This is a genomic window from Hansschlegelia quercus, from assembly GCF_004310425.1.
Taxonomy (GTDB): domain Bacteria; phylum Pseudomonadota; class Alphaproteobacteria; order Rhizobiales; family Methylopilaceae; genus Methylopila; species Methylopila quercus.
The window spans coordinates 20,291-36,517 of sequence record NZ_SIUB01000002.1; the positions used below are offsets into that span (position 1 = coordinate 20,291).

11 protein-coding genes and 3 tRNA genes are annotated in these 16,227 nt (G+C 65.3%); 5 read left to right on the plus strand and 9 right to left on the minus strand.

Annotated features, from left to right (window positions below):
* Positions 1-2: 2 nt before the first annotated feature.
* From EYR15_RS04070 to EYR15_RS04080, 3 genes are all read right to left on the minus strand, one after another.
* Positions 3-1,328 (minus strand): oligosaccharide flippase family protein, encoded by a 1,326-nt coding sequence (locus EYR15_RS04070; RefSeq protein ID WP_165455421.1) that lies wholly within the window; start codon positions 1,326-1,328, stop codon positions 3-5.
* 286 nt (positions 1,329-1,614) lie between these two features.
* Positions 1,615-2,475, minus strand: a complete 861-nt coding sequence (locus EYR15_RS04075) for a polysaccharide pyruvyl transferase family protein (RefSeq protein ID WP_131001642.1) — start codon at positions 2,473-2,475, stop codon at positions 1,615-1,617.
* Between the two features lie 10 nt (positions 2,476-2,485).
* Positions 2,486-3,973, minus strand: a complete 1,488-nt coding sequence (locus tag EYR15_RS04080; RefSeq protein ID WP_131001643.1) for an oligosaccharide flippase family protein — start codon at positions 3,971-3,973, stop codon at positions 2,486-2,488.
* A 346-nt stretch (positions 3,974-4,319) separates the two neighbouring features.
* Here EYR15_RS04080 and EYR15_RS04085 point away from each other — a divergent pair, with 346 nt between their 5' ends.
* Positions 4,320-5,468 (plus strand): polysaccharide biosynthesis/export family protein, encoded by a 1,149-nt coding sequence (locus EYR15_RS04085; RefSeq protein WP_165455422.1) that lies wholly within the window; start codon positions 4,320-4,322, stop codon positions 5,466-5,468.
* Positions 5,469-5,515: 47 nt separating this feature from the next.
* Here EYR15_RS04085 and EYR15_RS04090 read toward each other — a convergent pair whose 3' ends face one another.
* The 4 genes from EYR15_RS04090 to EYR15_RS04105 form a co-directional block, all read right to left on the minus strand.
* Positions 5,516-6,850: a UDP-glucose dehydrogenase family protein gene (locus tag EYR15_RS04090; RefSeq protein ID WP_131001645.1), complete on the minus strand. Its 1,335-nt coding sequence runs from the start codon at positions 6,848-6,850 to the stop codon at positions 5,516-5,518.
* 242 nt (positions 6,851-7,092) lie between these two features.
* Positions 7,093-7,167: transfer RNA gene (locus EYR15_RS04095), tRNA-Thr, on the minus strand.
* Between the two features lie 82 nt (positions 7,168-7,249).
* Positions 7,250-8,749, minus strand: coding sequence for a phosphomannomutase/phosphoglucomutase (locus EYR15_RS04100; RefSeq protein ID WP_131001646.1), 1,500 nt, complete (start codon positions 8,747-8,749; stop codon positions 7,250-7,252).
* Between the two features lie 125 nt (positions 8,750-8,874).
* On the minus strand, positions 8,875-10,302 hold the full coding sequence (locus EYR15_RS04105; protein WP_131001647.1) for a mannose-1-phosphate guanylyltransferase/mannose-6-phosphate isomerase: 1,428 nt from the start codon (positions 10,300-10,302) through the stop codon (positions 8,875-8,877).
* 385 nt (positions 10,303-10,687) lie between these two features.
* Here EYR15_RS04105 and EYR15_RS04110 point away from each other — a divergent pair, with 385 nt between their 5' ends.
* Both EYR15_RS04110 and bluB read left to right on the plus strand, forming a co-directional pair.
* Positions 10,688-11,701: an NAD-dependent epimerase gene (locus EYR15_RS04110; RefSeq protein ID WP_131001648.1), complete on the plus strand. Its 1,014-nt coding sequence runs from the start codon at positions 10,688-10,690 to the stop codon at positions 11,699-11,701.
* Between the two features lie 119 nt (positions 11,702-11,820).
* Positions 11,821-12,525 carry a 5,6-dimethylbenzimidazole synthase gene (gene bluB, locus EYR15_RS04115; protein WP_131001649.1) on the plus strand — a complete coding sequence of 235 codons (705 nt, stop codon included), beginning with the start codon at positions 11,821-11,823 and terminating at the stop codon, positions 12,523-12,525.
* A gap of 93 nt (positions 12,526-12,618) precedes the next feature.
* Here bluB and EYR15_RS04120 read toward each other — a convergent pair whose 3' ends face one another.
* Together EYR15_RS04120 and rlmB are read right to left on the minus strand one after the other, a co-directional pair.
* On the minus strand, positions 12,619-14,331 hold the full coding sequence (locus tag EYR15_RS04120; RefSeq protein WP_131001650.1) for an MFS transporter: 1,713 nt from the start codon (positions 14,329-14,331) through the stop codon (positions 12,619-12,621).
* Positions 14,332-14,881: 550 nt separating this feature from the next.
* Positions 14,882-15,736, minus strand: a complete 855-nt coding sequence (gene rlmB, locus EYR15_RS04125) for a 23S rRNA (guanosine(2251)-2'-O)-methyltransferase RlmB (protein ID WP_131001651.1) — start codon at positions 15,734-15,736, stop codon at positions 14,882-14,884.
* 190 nt (positions 15,737-15,926) lie between these two features.
* On the opposite strand from rlmB, the gene EYR15_RS04130 reads away from it, so the two are divergent.
* Positions 15,927-16,011 (plus strand) — tRNA-Tyr (locus EYR15_RS04130).
* A 44-nt stretch (positions 16,012-16,055) separates the two neighbouring features.
* Positions 16,056-16,129: transfer RNA gene (locus EYR15_RS04135), tRNA-Gly, on the plus strand.
* Positions 16,130-16,227 lie beyond the last annotated feature (98 nt).

The following is a 16,227-nucleotide window of genomic DNA, read 5'->3' on the forward strand; positions in this document are numbered from 1 at the left end:
GATCAGTCGGTCGCGATCTCGAGCGCCCGCGCGCCGCTCTTGGCCTCCTGGGACGGATCCGCCTTGAGCTTCGAGATCTGATAGACCTGCCCGAAAAACAGCAGGATCTGCATGCCCGCCTGGATGCCCGCGTAAAGCGCGACCGCGAACAGAGGATCCCGACCCGTACGCGCGGCCCAGACCACGCCGCCTACGATCGCCGCCGCCCTCACGATCTCCCAGGCAGCGAGCGCTCCCTGACGCTCCATCAATTGCAGCGTCGGCGAGACGGGATGCATCGTCGCCTGGAAGACATAGGCGATGCAGATCGTCTGGATGAAAGGCACGGCGCCGATCCAGTCGGCTCCGAAGACCGGCGCGACGATCAACGGAATGACGGTCGCGACGAAGCCGCACCACAAGGTTGAAAGCACGAACTGGACGCCGACGATCTTCAGGAAGCGGACGAGAACCGTCCCCGGCTCCTCCCGGAGCCGCTTCGACAGATCGCCGGCAGCGACCTGGAGCAGCGACGTCGTCACGATCAGAAGCGGTCGTCCGACGATCCGATCGGAGAGAAACAGGAAGCCCGCGACCGTGGGATCGTAGAAGGCGATGATCAGGATAATGATGAGATAGTTGTTCCCGGCCTCCTGAAGCACGCCAGACCAGCTCGAGAACAACGGAAACGACACGTGCGTCCGCGCGAGGCGTCGTACCCGACCGAGATTGGAAGCGCGTATCGCAGGGAAGTGCGGAACGATGAAGCGGCGGTATAGCGAGGCCGCCCCTGCCGCCTGGCTCAGGATAAAGCCAATGACGAGACCGACAGGTCCGAAGCCGGCTAGGCCAAGCAAGATCTGGGAGCTCGGCCCAACGACGCCTTGCAGGAGCTTCGTCCGGGCGACAGGCGTGAAGTTTCCGACGCGCGTCGCCTCGTAGACCAGCAGCTGGTACATCGCGACGCAGAAAAGAGCGACCGGCAGGAAGAACTTCACGTGGCTCAAGCCGGGCAGATCGAAGAAGCTCTCAAACGGTATTGCGGCGACGATGCAGAGCGCCAGCAGAGACATGGCGAGGACGGTGAGGCCGGTGAGCACCAGCGTATCCGCCACGTCCTCGGCGGAGCGGGCGATCAGCAGCACGCACTCGTAGCGCATCGTCGCGAGCGGGATCAGCGACATGCACGCGGCGCTGAATACGCCAAGGACGCCGAACTCGTGCGGATCGAAAAGCCGGGTGAGCAGCGGCGAAGCCAGCATCGGCAACGCCTGCCCAAGCGCCGTGCCGAACAGCAGTACGATGACGCGCTGTCGCAGGGTTTCCGGTCCGAGGAAGCGGCCGATCATAGCGCGCGCACGCAGCACGACGCCTCGAGGCGCTGACGCTCCGATCTGCCGCAAAAGGCTGGCGAACAGGCTCCGATCATGCCGATCTGTAAAAGTTGGCTGTCAAATGCGCCGCGCCGATCGCCGGTCCGCACATGGCTCCGCTCTGATGTGCGGGTCGGGTGGGCGTCGGCGATCAGGGCGGTAGAATCCTATTTTGGAAGTTGCGCGTGGCGGTGAGCCCGTATCGTCTCTGATACGTCCAGACCGGCAGAGTAGTTTAGTTCCGCGGACTTTCCGTCCCCGGTCATCTACCCCAAACGTCATAAGGAAACGTATTGGCCAGAAGGTCGAGATCGACTTCGGGCGGCCGTTCGCCGCCCATGGATTGAGCCTCCTCGATCGAGCGCGCGGCTTTGATCTCCGATCGCCCCGTTCCGAGGTAGTAGTCTTCGTACTTAAAGAGGGATTCTTCCTCCGTCATACGAACATAGCGCGCCGGTATGCCAAAGGCCTCCGCTACAATCAGGCCGTGCAGCGAGCTGGCAATAACAAAGTCGTAACTCAGGATTTCTGCAACCACCAAATTCCATGATCGGCGGGGATCGATCGTCGGAATTTTGATCCGGGAGAGATCGAGCCCGGCGCGAAAATCATTGAGGTTCGGCACGAAGACGGGGCCGACCCGCCGGACGCCGGCGAAGCGGTCGCCGACGAGCCGCGGCAGGAGCAGGGCTGGATCTCCGTAGACCTTCGGGGCCGCGATCCCCATCGACTCCAGGAACGCTGCGGTCTTCGGACCCCTTACGGAACGGACGTCGAGCCGATCGAAGAAATGCGCTCGATCGGGAATGACGCCGTTACGTCCCGTGCCCCACACCACCGTGTCGTCGGCGGCGAGGTGCAGGATCGACCCGATGGCCAGCATTCGCCGCCGCGCAGGGATCTCGTCGAGGGCGGTAATACCGCGTCGCGCAAGCATAAGCTCCACCACCACGCGGGACAGCTCGTCGCCAAAGTTGCCGTGGCCCTTCGGCCGCCAATAGACGAGTTCTACGGTGGGGTAGGACGCCTGCGGCCAAACCGGATTTTCAGGGCCGCGGACGCGCTCGGTCACGCCGCGCTTCAGATGGCGAAGTCTTTTCTTCAAATCGGGCAGGAACGTCACGCTCTGGTGCTCACACGCTGGTCAGACGCTTCGGGGCGCGGCTGCGGAAGGCGCCCAATAAGAGGTCGCCAATAAGGCGGCAATGCCGGCGGGCGAAAAGCCAGACGAGGCCGACATAGACCAGCGCGTAGAGGCCGCCATAAAGGATCAGCGCAGCCCACACCCCGTGCTCCGCTTCGACGGTTGTCTGCGTCTTGATGAGAAGCACCGCGCCGGCGGCGACAAGAGAAAGCAGCGCGCTCCAGGCATGAGCGCCGACGTCGGCCCAGCGGGCGCCGAGAAGCCGCACGACCAGCCAGAAGGTCAGCGGTGTGATGGTGAGCTGGCCGAGAACGAAGACGATCGTCAGATCCTCGATGCCGCGCGTCGGGATCAGCAGCATGGCGGGGGCGAGCGCGGCCAGCTTGAGCACGTTGAGGTAGAGCGTGTAGCTCGGCCGACCGAGGGCGACGAAATATGCGCCGTTGGCGAACTGGATGGTCTGGACGGCGCCGAGCAGCATGAGCGGCCACATAACGCTGGCGGCGGCGGCCCATTTGGGACCGAACAGCGCAACCGTGATCTCCGAGGACATCACGCTCATGGCCACGAAGGCCGGCGTCGCGATGGTGGCGCTGACGGTGATGCTCTTCAGGTAAGCCGAGAGCAGGCCCTCGCGGTCGTCGGTCATGCGCGACAAGGCGCTCAGGGAGACGTCGCCGAGCGCCGTCGTCAGGAGCTGCATCAGCGTCTGGTAGAGGCGGGCTCCGACCGTGTAGAGGCCGAGCGCCACGATGCCGTGAAGCGTGAGGACCAGCACGTCGATGATGCGTGTGGTGGCGAACTCAAGCATCCGGCTGCCGAGCACGTGCGCGCTGAAGCCGGTGAGCTGGCGCCAGGACGCTAGATCGCCATGAAAGGTCGGCGTCCATTTGGGACGTCGCCACAGCCACACGGCGCTGACGACGTAAAGCGCCAGCGTCTGAAGAACGAGGCTGAGCGCGCCATAGCCGGCCAGCGCCGCCCCGACGCCCACGACCCCGGAGAGGGCGGTCGCTACGAGCATGCGCAGCGCCAGCGTCCGATAATCGAACTCGCGTTTGTAGAGCGCTTCCTGGATGGCGGACGCGGTCGCGATCGGCAGGGAGACCGCGGCGGCGGGCAGCAGCGCGGCCAGTCCGGGCAACTCCGCCGCAGCCTCGATCTTGCCGCGGAACAGGATGAGCGCGGCGGCCGCCACGATCGACAGGCCTATCGCCGTAAAGAAAGGCAGATCGACGTCGTGCGGGCCGAGCTCGCGGCGCTGCACCAGAGCTTGGCCGTAGCCAAACTCGGCGATCTGCGAGAGGATCAGCAGGATCAGCGCGACCGTCGACGCGAGGCCGAGTTCAGCCGGGCTGATGAGGCGCGCAAGGATCAGAAACAACAGGAAGATCAGTATCCTGTTGCCCCAGCTCTGGGCGAACGACCATAGAAATGCGCTGGCGACCTTCCGGTTGCCGTCAACGACGTCAGCCATGTGCGGTCGTCATACGGTTCCCCTTGGCGCGCCGTACCAAAGCGTGCTTTTCATCGCAGCGCAACATATACCGGAGGCTCTTCGGAAGCTGTCTTGTGATCATTTCGCAACGCAGCGATGGTAAGTGCAGCCATGCTGCTCTAAGGGGTTGCTGAGGGGCTGTTAGTCGCTTCAATTTGCCTCGGAGAAATCCCGTCCACTTAAGGTAAAATTAACTCTGATCTTGAATTTTCACTGTTAACGCATTCGGTTATTCGTGCGTGACGCTCATCAAAGGTTAGAAATGGCGATTAACCATGAAGGTCGTCGGAGCGCGAAGTTTCTTCGAGCGACGACCGCTTTGTTGATGGGCGCAACGAGCCTTGCCGGTTGTGCAGCGCTTCCGGCCGCCGGGCCGAACGGCGCGAGCACCACCACCGGCGTTCATCGCCGCGACACTATGAACTACGCGGTCGTGAAGCTCACCCCCGCGGTGATCTCGACCCTGCCGCCGGTGACGCTGGCGACGTTCACGGACTCCTTCACGAGCCGGACCGGCGCTCCGGACGTGCGCGTCGGCGTTGGCGATACGGTCCGGGTCACGATCTTCGAGGCCGCTTCCGGCGGTCTTTTCGTCCCGGCCGAGGGCGGCACGCGACAGGGCAACTACGTCGAGATCAGCCCGCAGCAGATCGATCAATCGGGCACCCTCTCGGTTCCGTTCGCGGGTTCGATCGCCGCGGCCGGCCGCACGCCGGCGCAGATCCAGGCCGTGATCAATGATCGGCTGCGCAGCCGCGCGATCGAGCCGAACGCCATCGTGACCGTGAGCGATCGCCAGTCGGCTTCGGTGAGCGTGCTCGGCGAGGTGAACGTGCCGACCCGTTATTCGCTGACGCCGAAGGGCGAGCGGATCATGGACGCGATCGCGCGCGCCCAAGGGTCGAAGTTTCCGGACTACGAGACGATCGTGACGGTGCAACGGGGTTCGCAGGAATCCTCGGCGCTGCTCAGCCGGATCATCGCCGAGCCGTCGCAGAACATCTACGTGCGGCCGGGCGACAGCGTCTATCTCTCGCATAACCCGCGCTATTTCTACGCATTCGGTTCGACGGGGCAGAGCACCTTCGGCGACAGCGCCCGCTTCTCGCTGACCGATCGCCGCGTTTCGCTGGCGGACGCGCTCGGCATGGCGGGCGGGTTGGTCGACGCACGGGCGGACGCCAGTTCCCTGTTGGTCTATCGCATGGTTCCGTGCAGCGCCTTGGCGCGTATGGGCACTCCCGTGCCGAGCTGCACGAACCCCGAGATGGTCGTGCCGACGATCTTCATCGTCGATCTGCGCACCCCGAGCGGATACTTCCTGGCGCAGCAGTTCGCGCTGCAGGAGAGGGACCTGCTCTATATCTCGACCGCCGCGACCGTCGAACTCAACAAGATCTTCGATGTCTTCACGAGCGGGGCCAATGCGGTGCAGGGCGTGCGCCGCGCCAAGGGCCCGCAATCGAACCTGTGAGCAGGTTCCTCGGCTAGTCCGCGGCGTCGGAGGGCCGGCTTCGCGGGCTACGCTTTGGAGCTTGGAGGCGTCGCGAACGTCGCCCGCCCGACGCCGACATAGGCGAAACCGTGCCGGTCGATCTCGCCCTGGGGGTAGATGTTCCGCAGGTCGATGAGCAGCGGCTCCGCCATCACCGACTTCAGCCGCTGAAAATCGAGCGCGCGGAATTCGTCCCACTCGGTGATGATGGCGATGGCGCTCGCCTCGTTCGCCGCCTCGTACGGATCTTCGGCGAACGTCACCTGGTCCAGCAGGCCCTTCGCGTGTTCGGCGCCGACCGGATCATAGGCCCGGATGATCGCGCCGGCGTCCTGCAGCGCCGCGATGATCGAGAGCGACGGGGCTTCGCGCATGTCGTCGGTGTTCGGTTTGAACGTGAGCCCGAGCACGGCGACCGTCTTTCCGCGCACGTCGCCGCCCATCGCCGCGATGATCTTGCGGGCCATCGCGCGCTTGCGCACGTCGTTCACCGCCACCGTCGTCTCGATCAGCCGGATCGGGCTGTCGTAGTCCTGCGCGGTCTTGACGAGGGCGAGCGTGTCTTTCGGGAAGCAGGAGCCGCCATAGCCGGGTCCTGCATGTAGGAACTTGGAGCCGATGCGATTATCGGAGCCAATGCCGCGCGCCACCTCCTGAACGTTCGCCCCAACCTTCTCGCAGAGGTCCGCGATTTCGTTGATGAAGGTGATCTTCATCGCGAGGAAGGCATTGGCCGCGTATTTGATGAGCTCCGCGGTCCGGCGCTCAGTGAAGTGCAGCGGCGAAACGTTCAGCGACAGCGGCCTGTAAATTTCACGCATGACATTCCGCGCGCGTTCGTCGATCGTGCCGATGACGACGCGATCCGGCCGCTTAAAGTCGGAAATGGCCGCGCCCTCGCGCAGGAACTCGGGGTTCGAGGCCACGGCGACATCTGCCGAGGGGTTGGCCTCTCGGATGATGCGCTCGACCTCGTCGCCGGTGCCGACCGGCACGGTCGATTTGGTGACGACGACCGTGAAGCCCTTGCAGGCGAGCGCGATCTCCCGCGACGCCGCGAACACGTGGGAGAGATCGGCGTGCCCGTCGCCGCGGCGTGAGGGCGTGCCCACCGCGATGAAGACGGCGTCGGCGTCTGCGACGGAGGAGGGGAGGTCGGTCGTGAACGTCAGGCGCCCCGCCTTGGCATTCTTAGTCACAAGATCATCCAGGCCGGGCTCGTAGATCGGCATGCGGCCGGCGTTCAGCGCGTCGATCTTCGAGCGGTCGCTGTCCACGCAGACGACCGAATGACCGAAATCGGCGAAACACACGCCGGACACCAGGCCGACATAGCCCGAGCCAATCATCACGATCCGCATGCTCTTCCCTCAAACACCAAGTCCCGTCCCCGCCGGCCAGCTTCGAAGCTCGTCGACCGGAACGGCCGCGGGACCCGTTCAGCAGGCCGCGAGGTCTTCCGCCAGTCCATCACGTTCGGTCGAGTGTCTACCACGCGACCCGACGTGCATGAGAAGGGGCGTTGCGAAATTTCCAATGCGGAACGCCGCTGTGGCCGCGGGACAGCCGAAGCGTTCAGCGCCCCGCGCGGACGGGAAGGAAGTGGTGCCGGATGAGGGGATTGAACCCCCGACCTTCGGTTTACAAAACCGCTGCTCTACCGCTGAGCTAATCCGGCGGCCGGCTTGCGCCGAGCGGAGACGGCTTTACGCCAAACCGGCCCGTAACCCAAGAGGGCCGCGAGCAAGATCCTCTCGACGTCAGATCGTCTGGTTATAGGCCCCGACTTCGGAGCGCCGGCGAAGCACGCCGTCGACGGCCTTGAACATCTCGTGGAGACGAGCCTCCGAGGCGGGGCTCTCGATCACCACCACCAGTTCCGGCTTGTTCGACGACGCGCGCACCAAACCCCAAGTGCCATCGTCCGTCGTTACGCGAACGCCGTTGACGGTGACGATGTCCGTAATCGGATGCCCGGCGATCGGCTCCCCGTCCGCGCGCATCTTCTCGAAGGCGGCGGTGACTTCGGCGACCACGTCGTACTTCACCTCGTCGGCGCAATGTGGCGACATGGTGGGCGAGCCCCAGGTCTTCGGCAGCGCCCGCTTGAGGTCAGCCATCGACTGACCCGGATTGCGGTCGAGCATGTCGCAGACCGCGAAGGCCGAGATCAGGCCGTCGTCGTACCCATAGCCGATCGGCTTGTTGAAGAAGTAGTGGCCGGATTTCTCGAAGCCGACCAAGGCGTTGAGCTCGTTTACGCGCCTCTTGATGTAGGAGTGGCCGGTCTTCCAATAGTCCGTCTTCGCCCCTTGCGCGATCAGCACGGGGTCGGAGGCGAACAGGCCGGTCGACTTCACGTCGACCACGAACTGCGCGTCCTTGTGGATCGCGGAGAGGTCGCGCGCCAGCATCACGCCGACCTTGTCGGCGAAGATCTCGTCGCCTTCATTGTCCACCACGCCGCAGCGGTCGCCGTCGCCGTCGAAGCCGAGGCCGACATCCGCGCCGTGCTCCAGCACCGCGTCGCGGATCGCGTGGAGCATCTGCATGTCTTCGGGGTTCGGATTGTATTTCGGAAAACTGTGGTCGAGCTCAGTGTCGAGCGGGATCACCTCGCAGCCGAGCATCTCGAGCGCCTTCGGCGCGAACGCGCCGGCCGTGCCGTTGCCGCAGGCCGCGACGACCCTGAGCTTGCGCGACAGCTTCGGCCGATCGAGCATTCTGGCGAGGTAGCGGTCGGGAAAGTTCTCCACGAACTCGAAGGAGCCGCCGCCGCGCAGCTCGAAATCGGCGGCGAGCGTGATCTCCCTGAGCTTGCCCATCTCCTCCGGCCCGAAGGTCATCGGGCGCTGCACGCCCATCTTCACGCCGGTCCAGCCATTGTCGTTGTGCGAGGCCGTGACCATCGCGACGCAGGGGCAGTCGAGCTCGAACTGCGCGAAATAGGCCATCGGGGAGAGCGCTAGGCCGATGTCGAGCACGCGAACGCCCGCCGCCATCAGGCCCGAGGTCAGCGCGACCTTGATCGCCGACGAATAGCTGCGGAAGTCGTGTCCGACGACGATTTTAGGCTCGACGCCGAGGCGATGGATCAGCGTGCCGAGGCCCATGCCGAGCGCCTGGACGCCCATGAGGTTGATCTCGTCGGGGAACAGCCAGCGCGCGTCGTACTCGCGAAAGCCCGTCGGCCGCACCATCGGCGAGGACTCGAACTCGTAGGTGTTCGGCTTGAGGGAGGCCTGCGGTTTGGGAAACATCAACGCCTCATGACGCGGTGGTCTTCGGATGGACTATGCGTGACGGCGACCGGGCGTCCGGCCGCAAGCTGAGCGGACCGGCGACCCCTCGAAGTGGAGTCGCCCAAGGGCCCGCCCATTCTCGTTCAGACGCGGGCGTAAATGTCCTCGATGCGGACGATGTCGTCCTCCCCGAGATAGGGGCCGGACTGGACCTCGATGAGGTTGAGCGGGACCTTGCCGGGATTGGCCAGCCTGTGAACACAGCCGAGCGGCAGGAAGATCGACTCGTTCTCGCGCAGCAGGATCTCTTCTCCGTCGCGCGTGACGAGCGCCGTGCCGTTGACCACCACCCAGTGCTCGGCGCGGTGAAAGTGCTTCTGCAGCGATAGCTTGCCGCCGGGATTGACGGTGATCCGCTTCACCTGGAAGCGGTCGCCGTTCTGGATCGACTCGTAGAAGCCCCACGGGCGATACATCCGCGGCGTCTGGGTCGCGGACGAAATCTCCTCATTGCGCAGGAGATCGACCAGCGACTTCACATGCTGATCGTGCTTCTTCGGCGTCACAAGCACGGCGTCGGGCGTGGCGACGATGATCAGATCCTCGACGCCGTAGGCGGCGATCGCGGGTCCCTCGCTCCGCAGATATGAGTTCGAGCTTTCGAGCGCGAAGGCTTCGCCGACGAGGACGTTGCCTGTTTCATCCTTGTCGCCGAGCGACCAGAGCGCCGACCAACTGCCGACGTCCGTCCACGGGAACTCGGCCGCGACGACGCAGGCGAGCGCGGTCTTCTCCATCACCGCATGGTCGATCGAGATCGAGGGCGACGACGCCAGCGCTTCGGGCGAGAGCCGCAGGAAGTCCATGTCTTCGACAGCGTCGCCAACAGCCGTCGAGGCGGCGTTCAGAACGTCCGGAGCGAAAGTCTGGAGCTCGGCGAGGAACGTCGCGCAGTGCAGCAGGAAGATGCCGCTGTTCCAGGCATAATCATTCGACGCGAGATACTGGTCGGCGAGCGACTGGCTGGGCTTTTCGACGAACTGGGCGACCCCCGAGACGCCGGCGAAATCCCGGTAGGCCTCGCCGCGCTTGATGTAGCCGTAGCCGGTGGCGGCTTCCGTCGGTTGGACCCCGAAGAGAACCAGACGGCCCGAGCGGGCTGCTTCCGCGCCGGCCTCGACCGCTTTCAGGAAGGCCGTCGTGTCGCCGATGATATGGTCGGCCGGCATCACCAGGATCAGCGCGTCAGGATCCGAGCGGCTCGTCAGCAAGGCGGCGACCGCGGCGGCGAAGGCCGTGTTGCGGCCCTCCGACTCCAGGACGATCTTCGCGTTCTCTACCTTCAGGGCGCGCAACTGCTCGGCTATGACGAAGCGGTGCTCGACATTGGCGATGACCGTCAGCGGTCCGAAGCGCGTCGCATCATTCGTTCTGCCCGCGGCCTGCTGTAAAAGCGTTTTTGGACCGTTCAGAGCCAGCAATTGCTTCGGAAACGCCTCCCTGGAGAGCGGCCAAAGTCTGCTGCCGGCGCCGCCAGAAAGCAGGACGGGGTAAATCGCTGATTTGCTCATCTGCCTCTGGAAGTCTGCTCAATACGATAGGCGCGATACGATCCGCCGCCGGACAGTCGACCGATTAAGTCCGATCTTTACACCTGCCATTGCAGCGCAATGTGTCGACCGGACCGCCACCTGTCTACGGATTTTGCAGTGCGGCATGATTTCGCCTGCGAGCGCAAGGCAGCCCAATGCCGCGGACGGGTCCCGCGAAAGACGCCTCAGATCTGCATGCAGCGGAGGCGGCGCCTGTTCGAGAGGTCGTTCTCCCGTTATGCCTCGCCCCGCCGCCGGTGGACGCGAGCGTCCGGCGGACAACAACGCCGAAGCGGCGAGCTGCGCTGACCAGCCCATGATCGCCAAGCGACAGGGCGGGCTTGATGATGGAAGGACGCGACGGATGAGATTCCTCGTCACGGGGACCGCTGGCTTTATCGGCTACCATCTCGCGCAGCGGCTCCTGGACGCCGGCCATTTCGTCACCGGCTTTGACGGGATGACCGCTTATTATGACGTCCGTCTAAAGGAGGCCCGCCACGCGCTGCTCGCGCGCTCCAACGGCTTCAAGGCGATCATCGGTCAGCTGGAGGACATGGCGGCGCTCGAGAAGGCCGCGGAGGTCGCTCAGCCGGAGGTGATCGTCCATCTCGCCGCCCAGGCCGGCGTGCGCCATTCCATCGAACAGCCGCGCTCGTTCGCCGACTCGAACCTCACCGGCTCCTTCAACATGCTGGAGATCGCCCGCGCGGTGAAACCGGCTCACCTGCTGATGGCGTCGACGAGCTCGGTCTATGGCGCGAACGAAATAATGCCGTTCCAGGAGGCCGATCGGACCGACCATCCGTTGACCTTTTATGCCGCGACCAAGAAAGCGATGGAGGCGATGTCGCACTCCTACGCCCACCTGTTCGGCGTTCCGACGACCTGCTTCCGCTTCTTCACGGTCTACGGCCCATGGGGCAGGCCCGACATGGCGCTTTTCAAGTTCGTCGACGCGATTTCGAAGGAGCAGCCGATCGACGTCTACGGCGAAGGCAGGCTGCAGCGCGACTTTACTTACGTCTCCGATCTCGTGGAGGGCATCGTGCGTCTGATCGACGCTCGTCCAGCGATCGGATCGCCCGTGGCGGCCGAAGGCGTGAGCGACACGCTCTCTCCGGTCGCGCCGTGGCGGGTGGTGAATGTCGGCGGCGGCGAGCCTGTCGGCTTGCTGCCGTTCATCGAAACGATCGAGCGCTGCCTGGGCAAGCCCGCGATCCGGAACATGCTGCCGATGCAGCCCGGCGACGTGCCCGCCACATGGGCCGATCACCGCCTGCTCGAAGCGCTCACCGGCTATCGGCCGCGAACGAGCGTGGAGGAGGGCGTGCGCGCCTTCGTCGACTGGTACGTCGACTACACGAAAGCGGCCTGAGGGCGCCCTGCGGGCTTTGCACGTCCGCTTGCTGAATGAGCGGTTCGTCGGGTAGCGCGGATACCAGATATGCAAGATGAAGGTCGGCGCCCACCGCACGTCGCGCCAGGACCGACCGCATGCTCCCTCCAGACAATGACGGCTCGCATCCCGACATGCGGTCGGCCGCGCCATTCTCGGACGCCGAGCGCGCCGCGGTCTATCGCGCGATCGAGACGCGGCGGGACGTGCGCGACGAGTTCCTGCCGCAGCCGGTGTCCGACGAAACGCTCCGCCGGCTCCTCGCGGCCGCCCATTGCGCGCCTTCGGTCGGCCTCATGCAGCCGTCCCGCTTCATCGTGCTGCGCAATCCGGAGCAGCGAAAGACGATCCACGACATCTTCGTCCGCCGCAACGCCGAGGCGGCCGCGATGTTCGAGGGCGAGCGCGCCGAGCGCTATCGGAGCCTGAAGCTCGAAGGCATCCTCAAGGCGCCGCTGAATGTCTGTGTGGTCTGCGATCGCGGCCGGGACGGGGAGGCGGTCCTCGGCCGCACCCATCAGCGCGACACCGACGTCTATTCCACCGCCTGCGCCGTGCAGAACTTCTGGCTCGCCGCGCGCGCCGAAGGGATTGGCGTCGGCTGGGTCAGCATCTTCGATCCGGCGGACCTCGTCGAGCCGCTTGGCCTCCCCGAGCACGTCGCACCCGTGGCTTACCTCTGCGTCGGCTATGTCGACCGGCTGTTCACCCGGCCCGAGCTCGAAGCCCGGCGCTGGGCCGAGCGGGCGCCGCTGGAGGATCACGTCTTCGAGGGCCGCTGGGGCGCTCGTCGGTCGGATTAGCATCGCCGCCGAGCGGAGGTGATCGGCCAACGAAAAAGCCCCGCGTCTCACGACGCGGGGCTTTCTGTTCAGCGGCTGTGACGCCGCTGCCGATCAGGCGTGATCGTAGGTGTTGGTGTCGCGATCCTTCGTCTCCGGCACGAAGAACAGGCCGATGACCACCGTCATCAAAGCGAACACGATCGGGTACCAGAGGCCGTAATAGATGTCGCCGGTGGCCGCCACCATGGCGAAGGCGGTCGCCGGGAGCAGGCCGCCGAACCAGCCGTTGCCGATGTGGTAGGGCAGCGACATCGACGAGTAGCGGATGCGGGTGGGGAACAGCTCCACCAGCGCCGCCGCGATCGGCCCGTAGACCATGGTCACGAACAGCACCAGCACGAACAGCATCAGGATGATGCCGCCGGTCTGCGCCCGGAAGACGTCGAACGGATGCGCCATCTTTACGATCGCCGGGTCGCCGGCCTTCGGGTAGCCAGCCGCCTGAAGGGCCGCCGAGACGGTCTTGTTGGTCTCCGCCGCCGCGGGGCCCGCGGCATAGGGAATCGACTGACCGTTGATCGTGATTGCCGTCGGCGTGCCCGCCGGAGCCGCCTCGCTGGCGTAGCGTACCGAAGACTTCGACAGGAAATCGCGGGCGACGTCGCAATTCGACGTATATTTGCGGGTGCCGACCGGGTTGAACAGGCTTCCGCACTCCGCGGGATCGGCGACCACCGAGACCTGCACGGTCTCGATCGCCTTCTCCAGCGTCGGGTTCGCGATGGTGGTGATCTGCTTGAAGATCGGGAAGAAGCAGATCGCCGCGATCAGGCAGCCGCCGAGGATGATCGGCTTGCGGCCGATCTTGTCAGAGAGCCAGCCGAAGAACACGAAGAAGCCGGTGCCGAGGAGCAGCGACCAGGCGATCAGCAGGTTCGCCGTGTAGCCGTCGACCTTCAGGATCGATTGCAGGAAGAACAGCGCATAGAACTGCCCGGTGTACCAGACGACGCCCTGTCCGGCGGTGAGGCCGAGCAGCGCGATCAACGCGATCTTGGCGTTCTTCCACTGACCGAACGACTCCGTCAGCGGCGCCTTCGAGCCCGTTCCTTCAGCCTTCATCTTCTGGAAGGCGGGCGACTCGCTGAGCTGCATCCGGATCCAGACCGAGATGCCGAGCAGCAGCACCGAGACAAGGAACGGGATGCGCCAGCCCCACTCCTTGAACGCGTCTTCGCCGACCGCCGTTCGAGTGGTCAGGATGACGATCAGCGACAGGAAGAGACCGAGCGTCGCCGTGGTCTGAATCCACGATGTGTAGAAACCGCGGCGTCCCTGCGGCGCGTGCTCGGCCACGTAGGTCGCGGCGCCGCCATACTCGCCGCCGAGCGCGAGGCCCTGGAGGAGGCGCAGCAGGATCAGGATCACGGGCGCCGCGAAGCCGATCGTGGCCGCGCCGGGCAGCACGCCGACGACGAACGTCGAGATGCCCATGATCAGGATGGTGACGAGGAAGGTGTATTTGCGGCCGACGAGGTCGCCGATCCGCCCGAACACGAGGGCGCCGAATGGACGCACGATGAAGCCCGCGGCGAAGGCGAGCAGCGCGAAGATGTTGCGCGTCGACTCGTCGTAGAGCGGCTTGCCGTCGGCGCCGAGCACGTTGAAGAACTGCGCGCCGATGATGACGGCGAGCGACCCGTAGAGATAGAAGTCATACCATTCGAAGACCGTGCCGAGTGAGGACGCGAAGATCACGCGCCGCTCCTCCTTGGTCATCGGTCGCGCGGGCTCTCTCACCGCGGTCGTGCTCGCCAAAGTCATCGTTTCTTCGCCCTCTGACGCTCCCCGGCCCGCATTGATGCGGGCGTCGCCGCCGCCACGTGCGGGCGGCTTGCAGCGGCTCTCGAACAGACTTTCAGTTCCCCTGAAGACTGGCGCGGAGTGCCGCTTAATCTAAATACAGGTTACGGCGCGGAGTCGTCGACAGGATGCGCCATGCAACGTTCGTTTATACGACCTTCGTCAGCCATCGCTTTGATGCTGCTTGCTTTTAGCGTTTCGGCCAAGGCCGAAGAGCGGTCCGGCAGCGTAATCTCAGAGCCCTACGACCAGCGGCCGGGCGCGGTGACCCGTCCGATGGGTGAGCCGGATCGAAATGCGCGCCGCGGCCGAAGCTCTCCAGAGCTGGTCACGACCCCGCGAGCGCTGCCGCGCCCTGCCGATCCGCCGCGTTACGATCGCTATGGCCAGCGGTCCAACGTGCCAGGCAGACCCGACACGCTGGACTCCATCGGCCAGGCTCGTCGCTATACGCCGCGGCCGCCATTGGTTCAGAGCGGGCCGACGGTCCGGACGGACGCCGCGACGCGGATCAACCAGTTCCCGCCGCGCTGACGCCGGCGCGCGCCCGCATCGCCACATAAAGCGAGATCGCCGCAGCGTTGGAGACGTTGAGGCTGCGGATCTCGCCAGGCATTTCGAGCCTGGCCAGCCGGTCGCAAGTGTCTCGCGTCAACTGCCGCAGGCCCTTGCCCTCGGCGCCGAGCACCAGAGCCACGCCGCCGCGGCCAAGCTCGGTCTCGTCGAGCGGCGAGGGACCATCCGAATCGAGCCCGACGCGCAGAAATCCCCGCTCGCCAAGGGCTTCGAGCGCGCGGGCGAGGTTCTGGACGAGCACGATCGGGGCATGCTCGAGGCCGCCGCTGGCGGCCTTGGCCAGCACGCCTGTCGCCTCGGGGGAATGCCGCGCCGTCGTCACTATCGCGTCAACCTTGAAGGCCGCGGCAGTGCGGACGATCGCGCCGACATTGTGCGGATCGGTGATCTGGTCGAGGACCAGCACCAGCCCGTCTTCGGGGATCGTGTCGATCGTCGGGCTCTCGAGCGCCTCGGCCTCGAGATAGAGGCCCTGATGCACGGCGTCCGGCGTCAGCAGGCGATCGATCTGCCCCGGCCGAACCATTTCCGGCTCGATGCGGTCGCCGAGGCCGGCCTCGCTGAGCCGCGCCCAGGCGTTCTCCGTCGCCATCAGGCGGATGAGCTTGCGTCGGGGATTCGCCAGCGCTTCGGCGACGCTGTGATGGCCGTAAAGCACGACGGGCCCGTCATGATCGCGCGGGAAGGCTGGGCGCTGCCGGTCTCCGCCGGATCGCGGGCCGCCCTTGGGGGCGCGCTTCTTCCAGGGCTGGCCGTCGGTCGGACGAGGCGGGCGGGGCGGTCGCGGCACGGCTCTAGGATTTCCGAGATCGGAGGGGTGGCCTGTGTGTCACGCCGCCCCCATGCTTGCAACGCGGACGCCGCCTTTTCGGTTGACGCGGCGCCGGGCGCCCCCTAAAGCACGGCCCGCGCCGAACGGAGGCTTTCGAGCCTTAGCCGCTTCGGCGTTTCGCCCGGTCCGCCGGCGCGGAGGTGAGCGTGGAGGGGTGCCCGAGTGGTTAAAGGGGACGGACTGTAAATCCGTTGGCTCAGCCTACGTTGGTTCGAATCCAACCCCCTCCACCATCCCGCCTGACTTGATCGCCTGATCTGCGCTATGATGCCGGCGCGCGGGTGTAGCTCAATGGTAGAGCAGCAGCCTTCCAAGCTGAATACGAGGGTTCGATTCCCTTCACCCGCTCCAGCTTCTGACCAAGATCTTTGACGCTGACTCCAGCAGTTGGCTGATCGATCGTCTCGGGCGATCCGTCCCGAGCCGCAGCCTTAGCGTCGAAGTCCTGC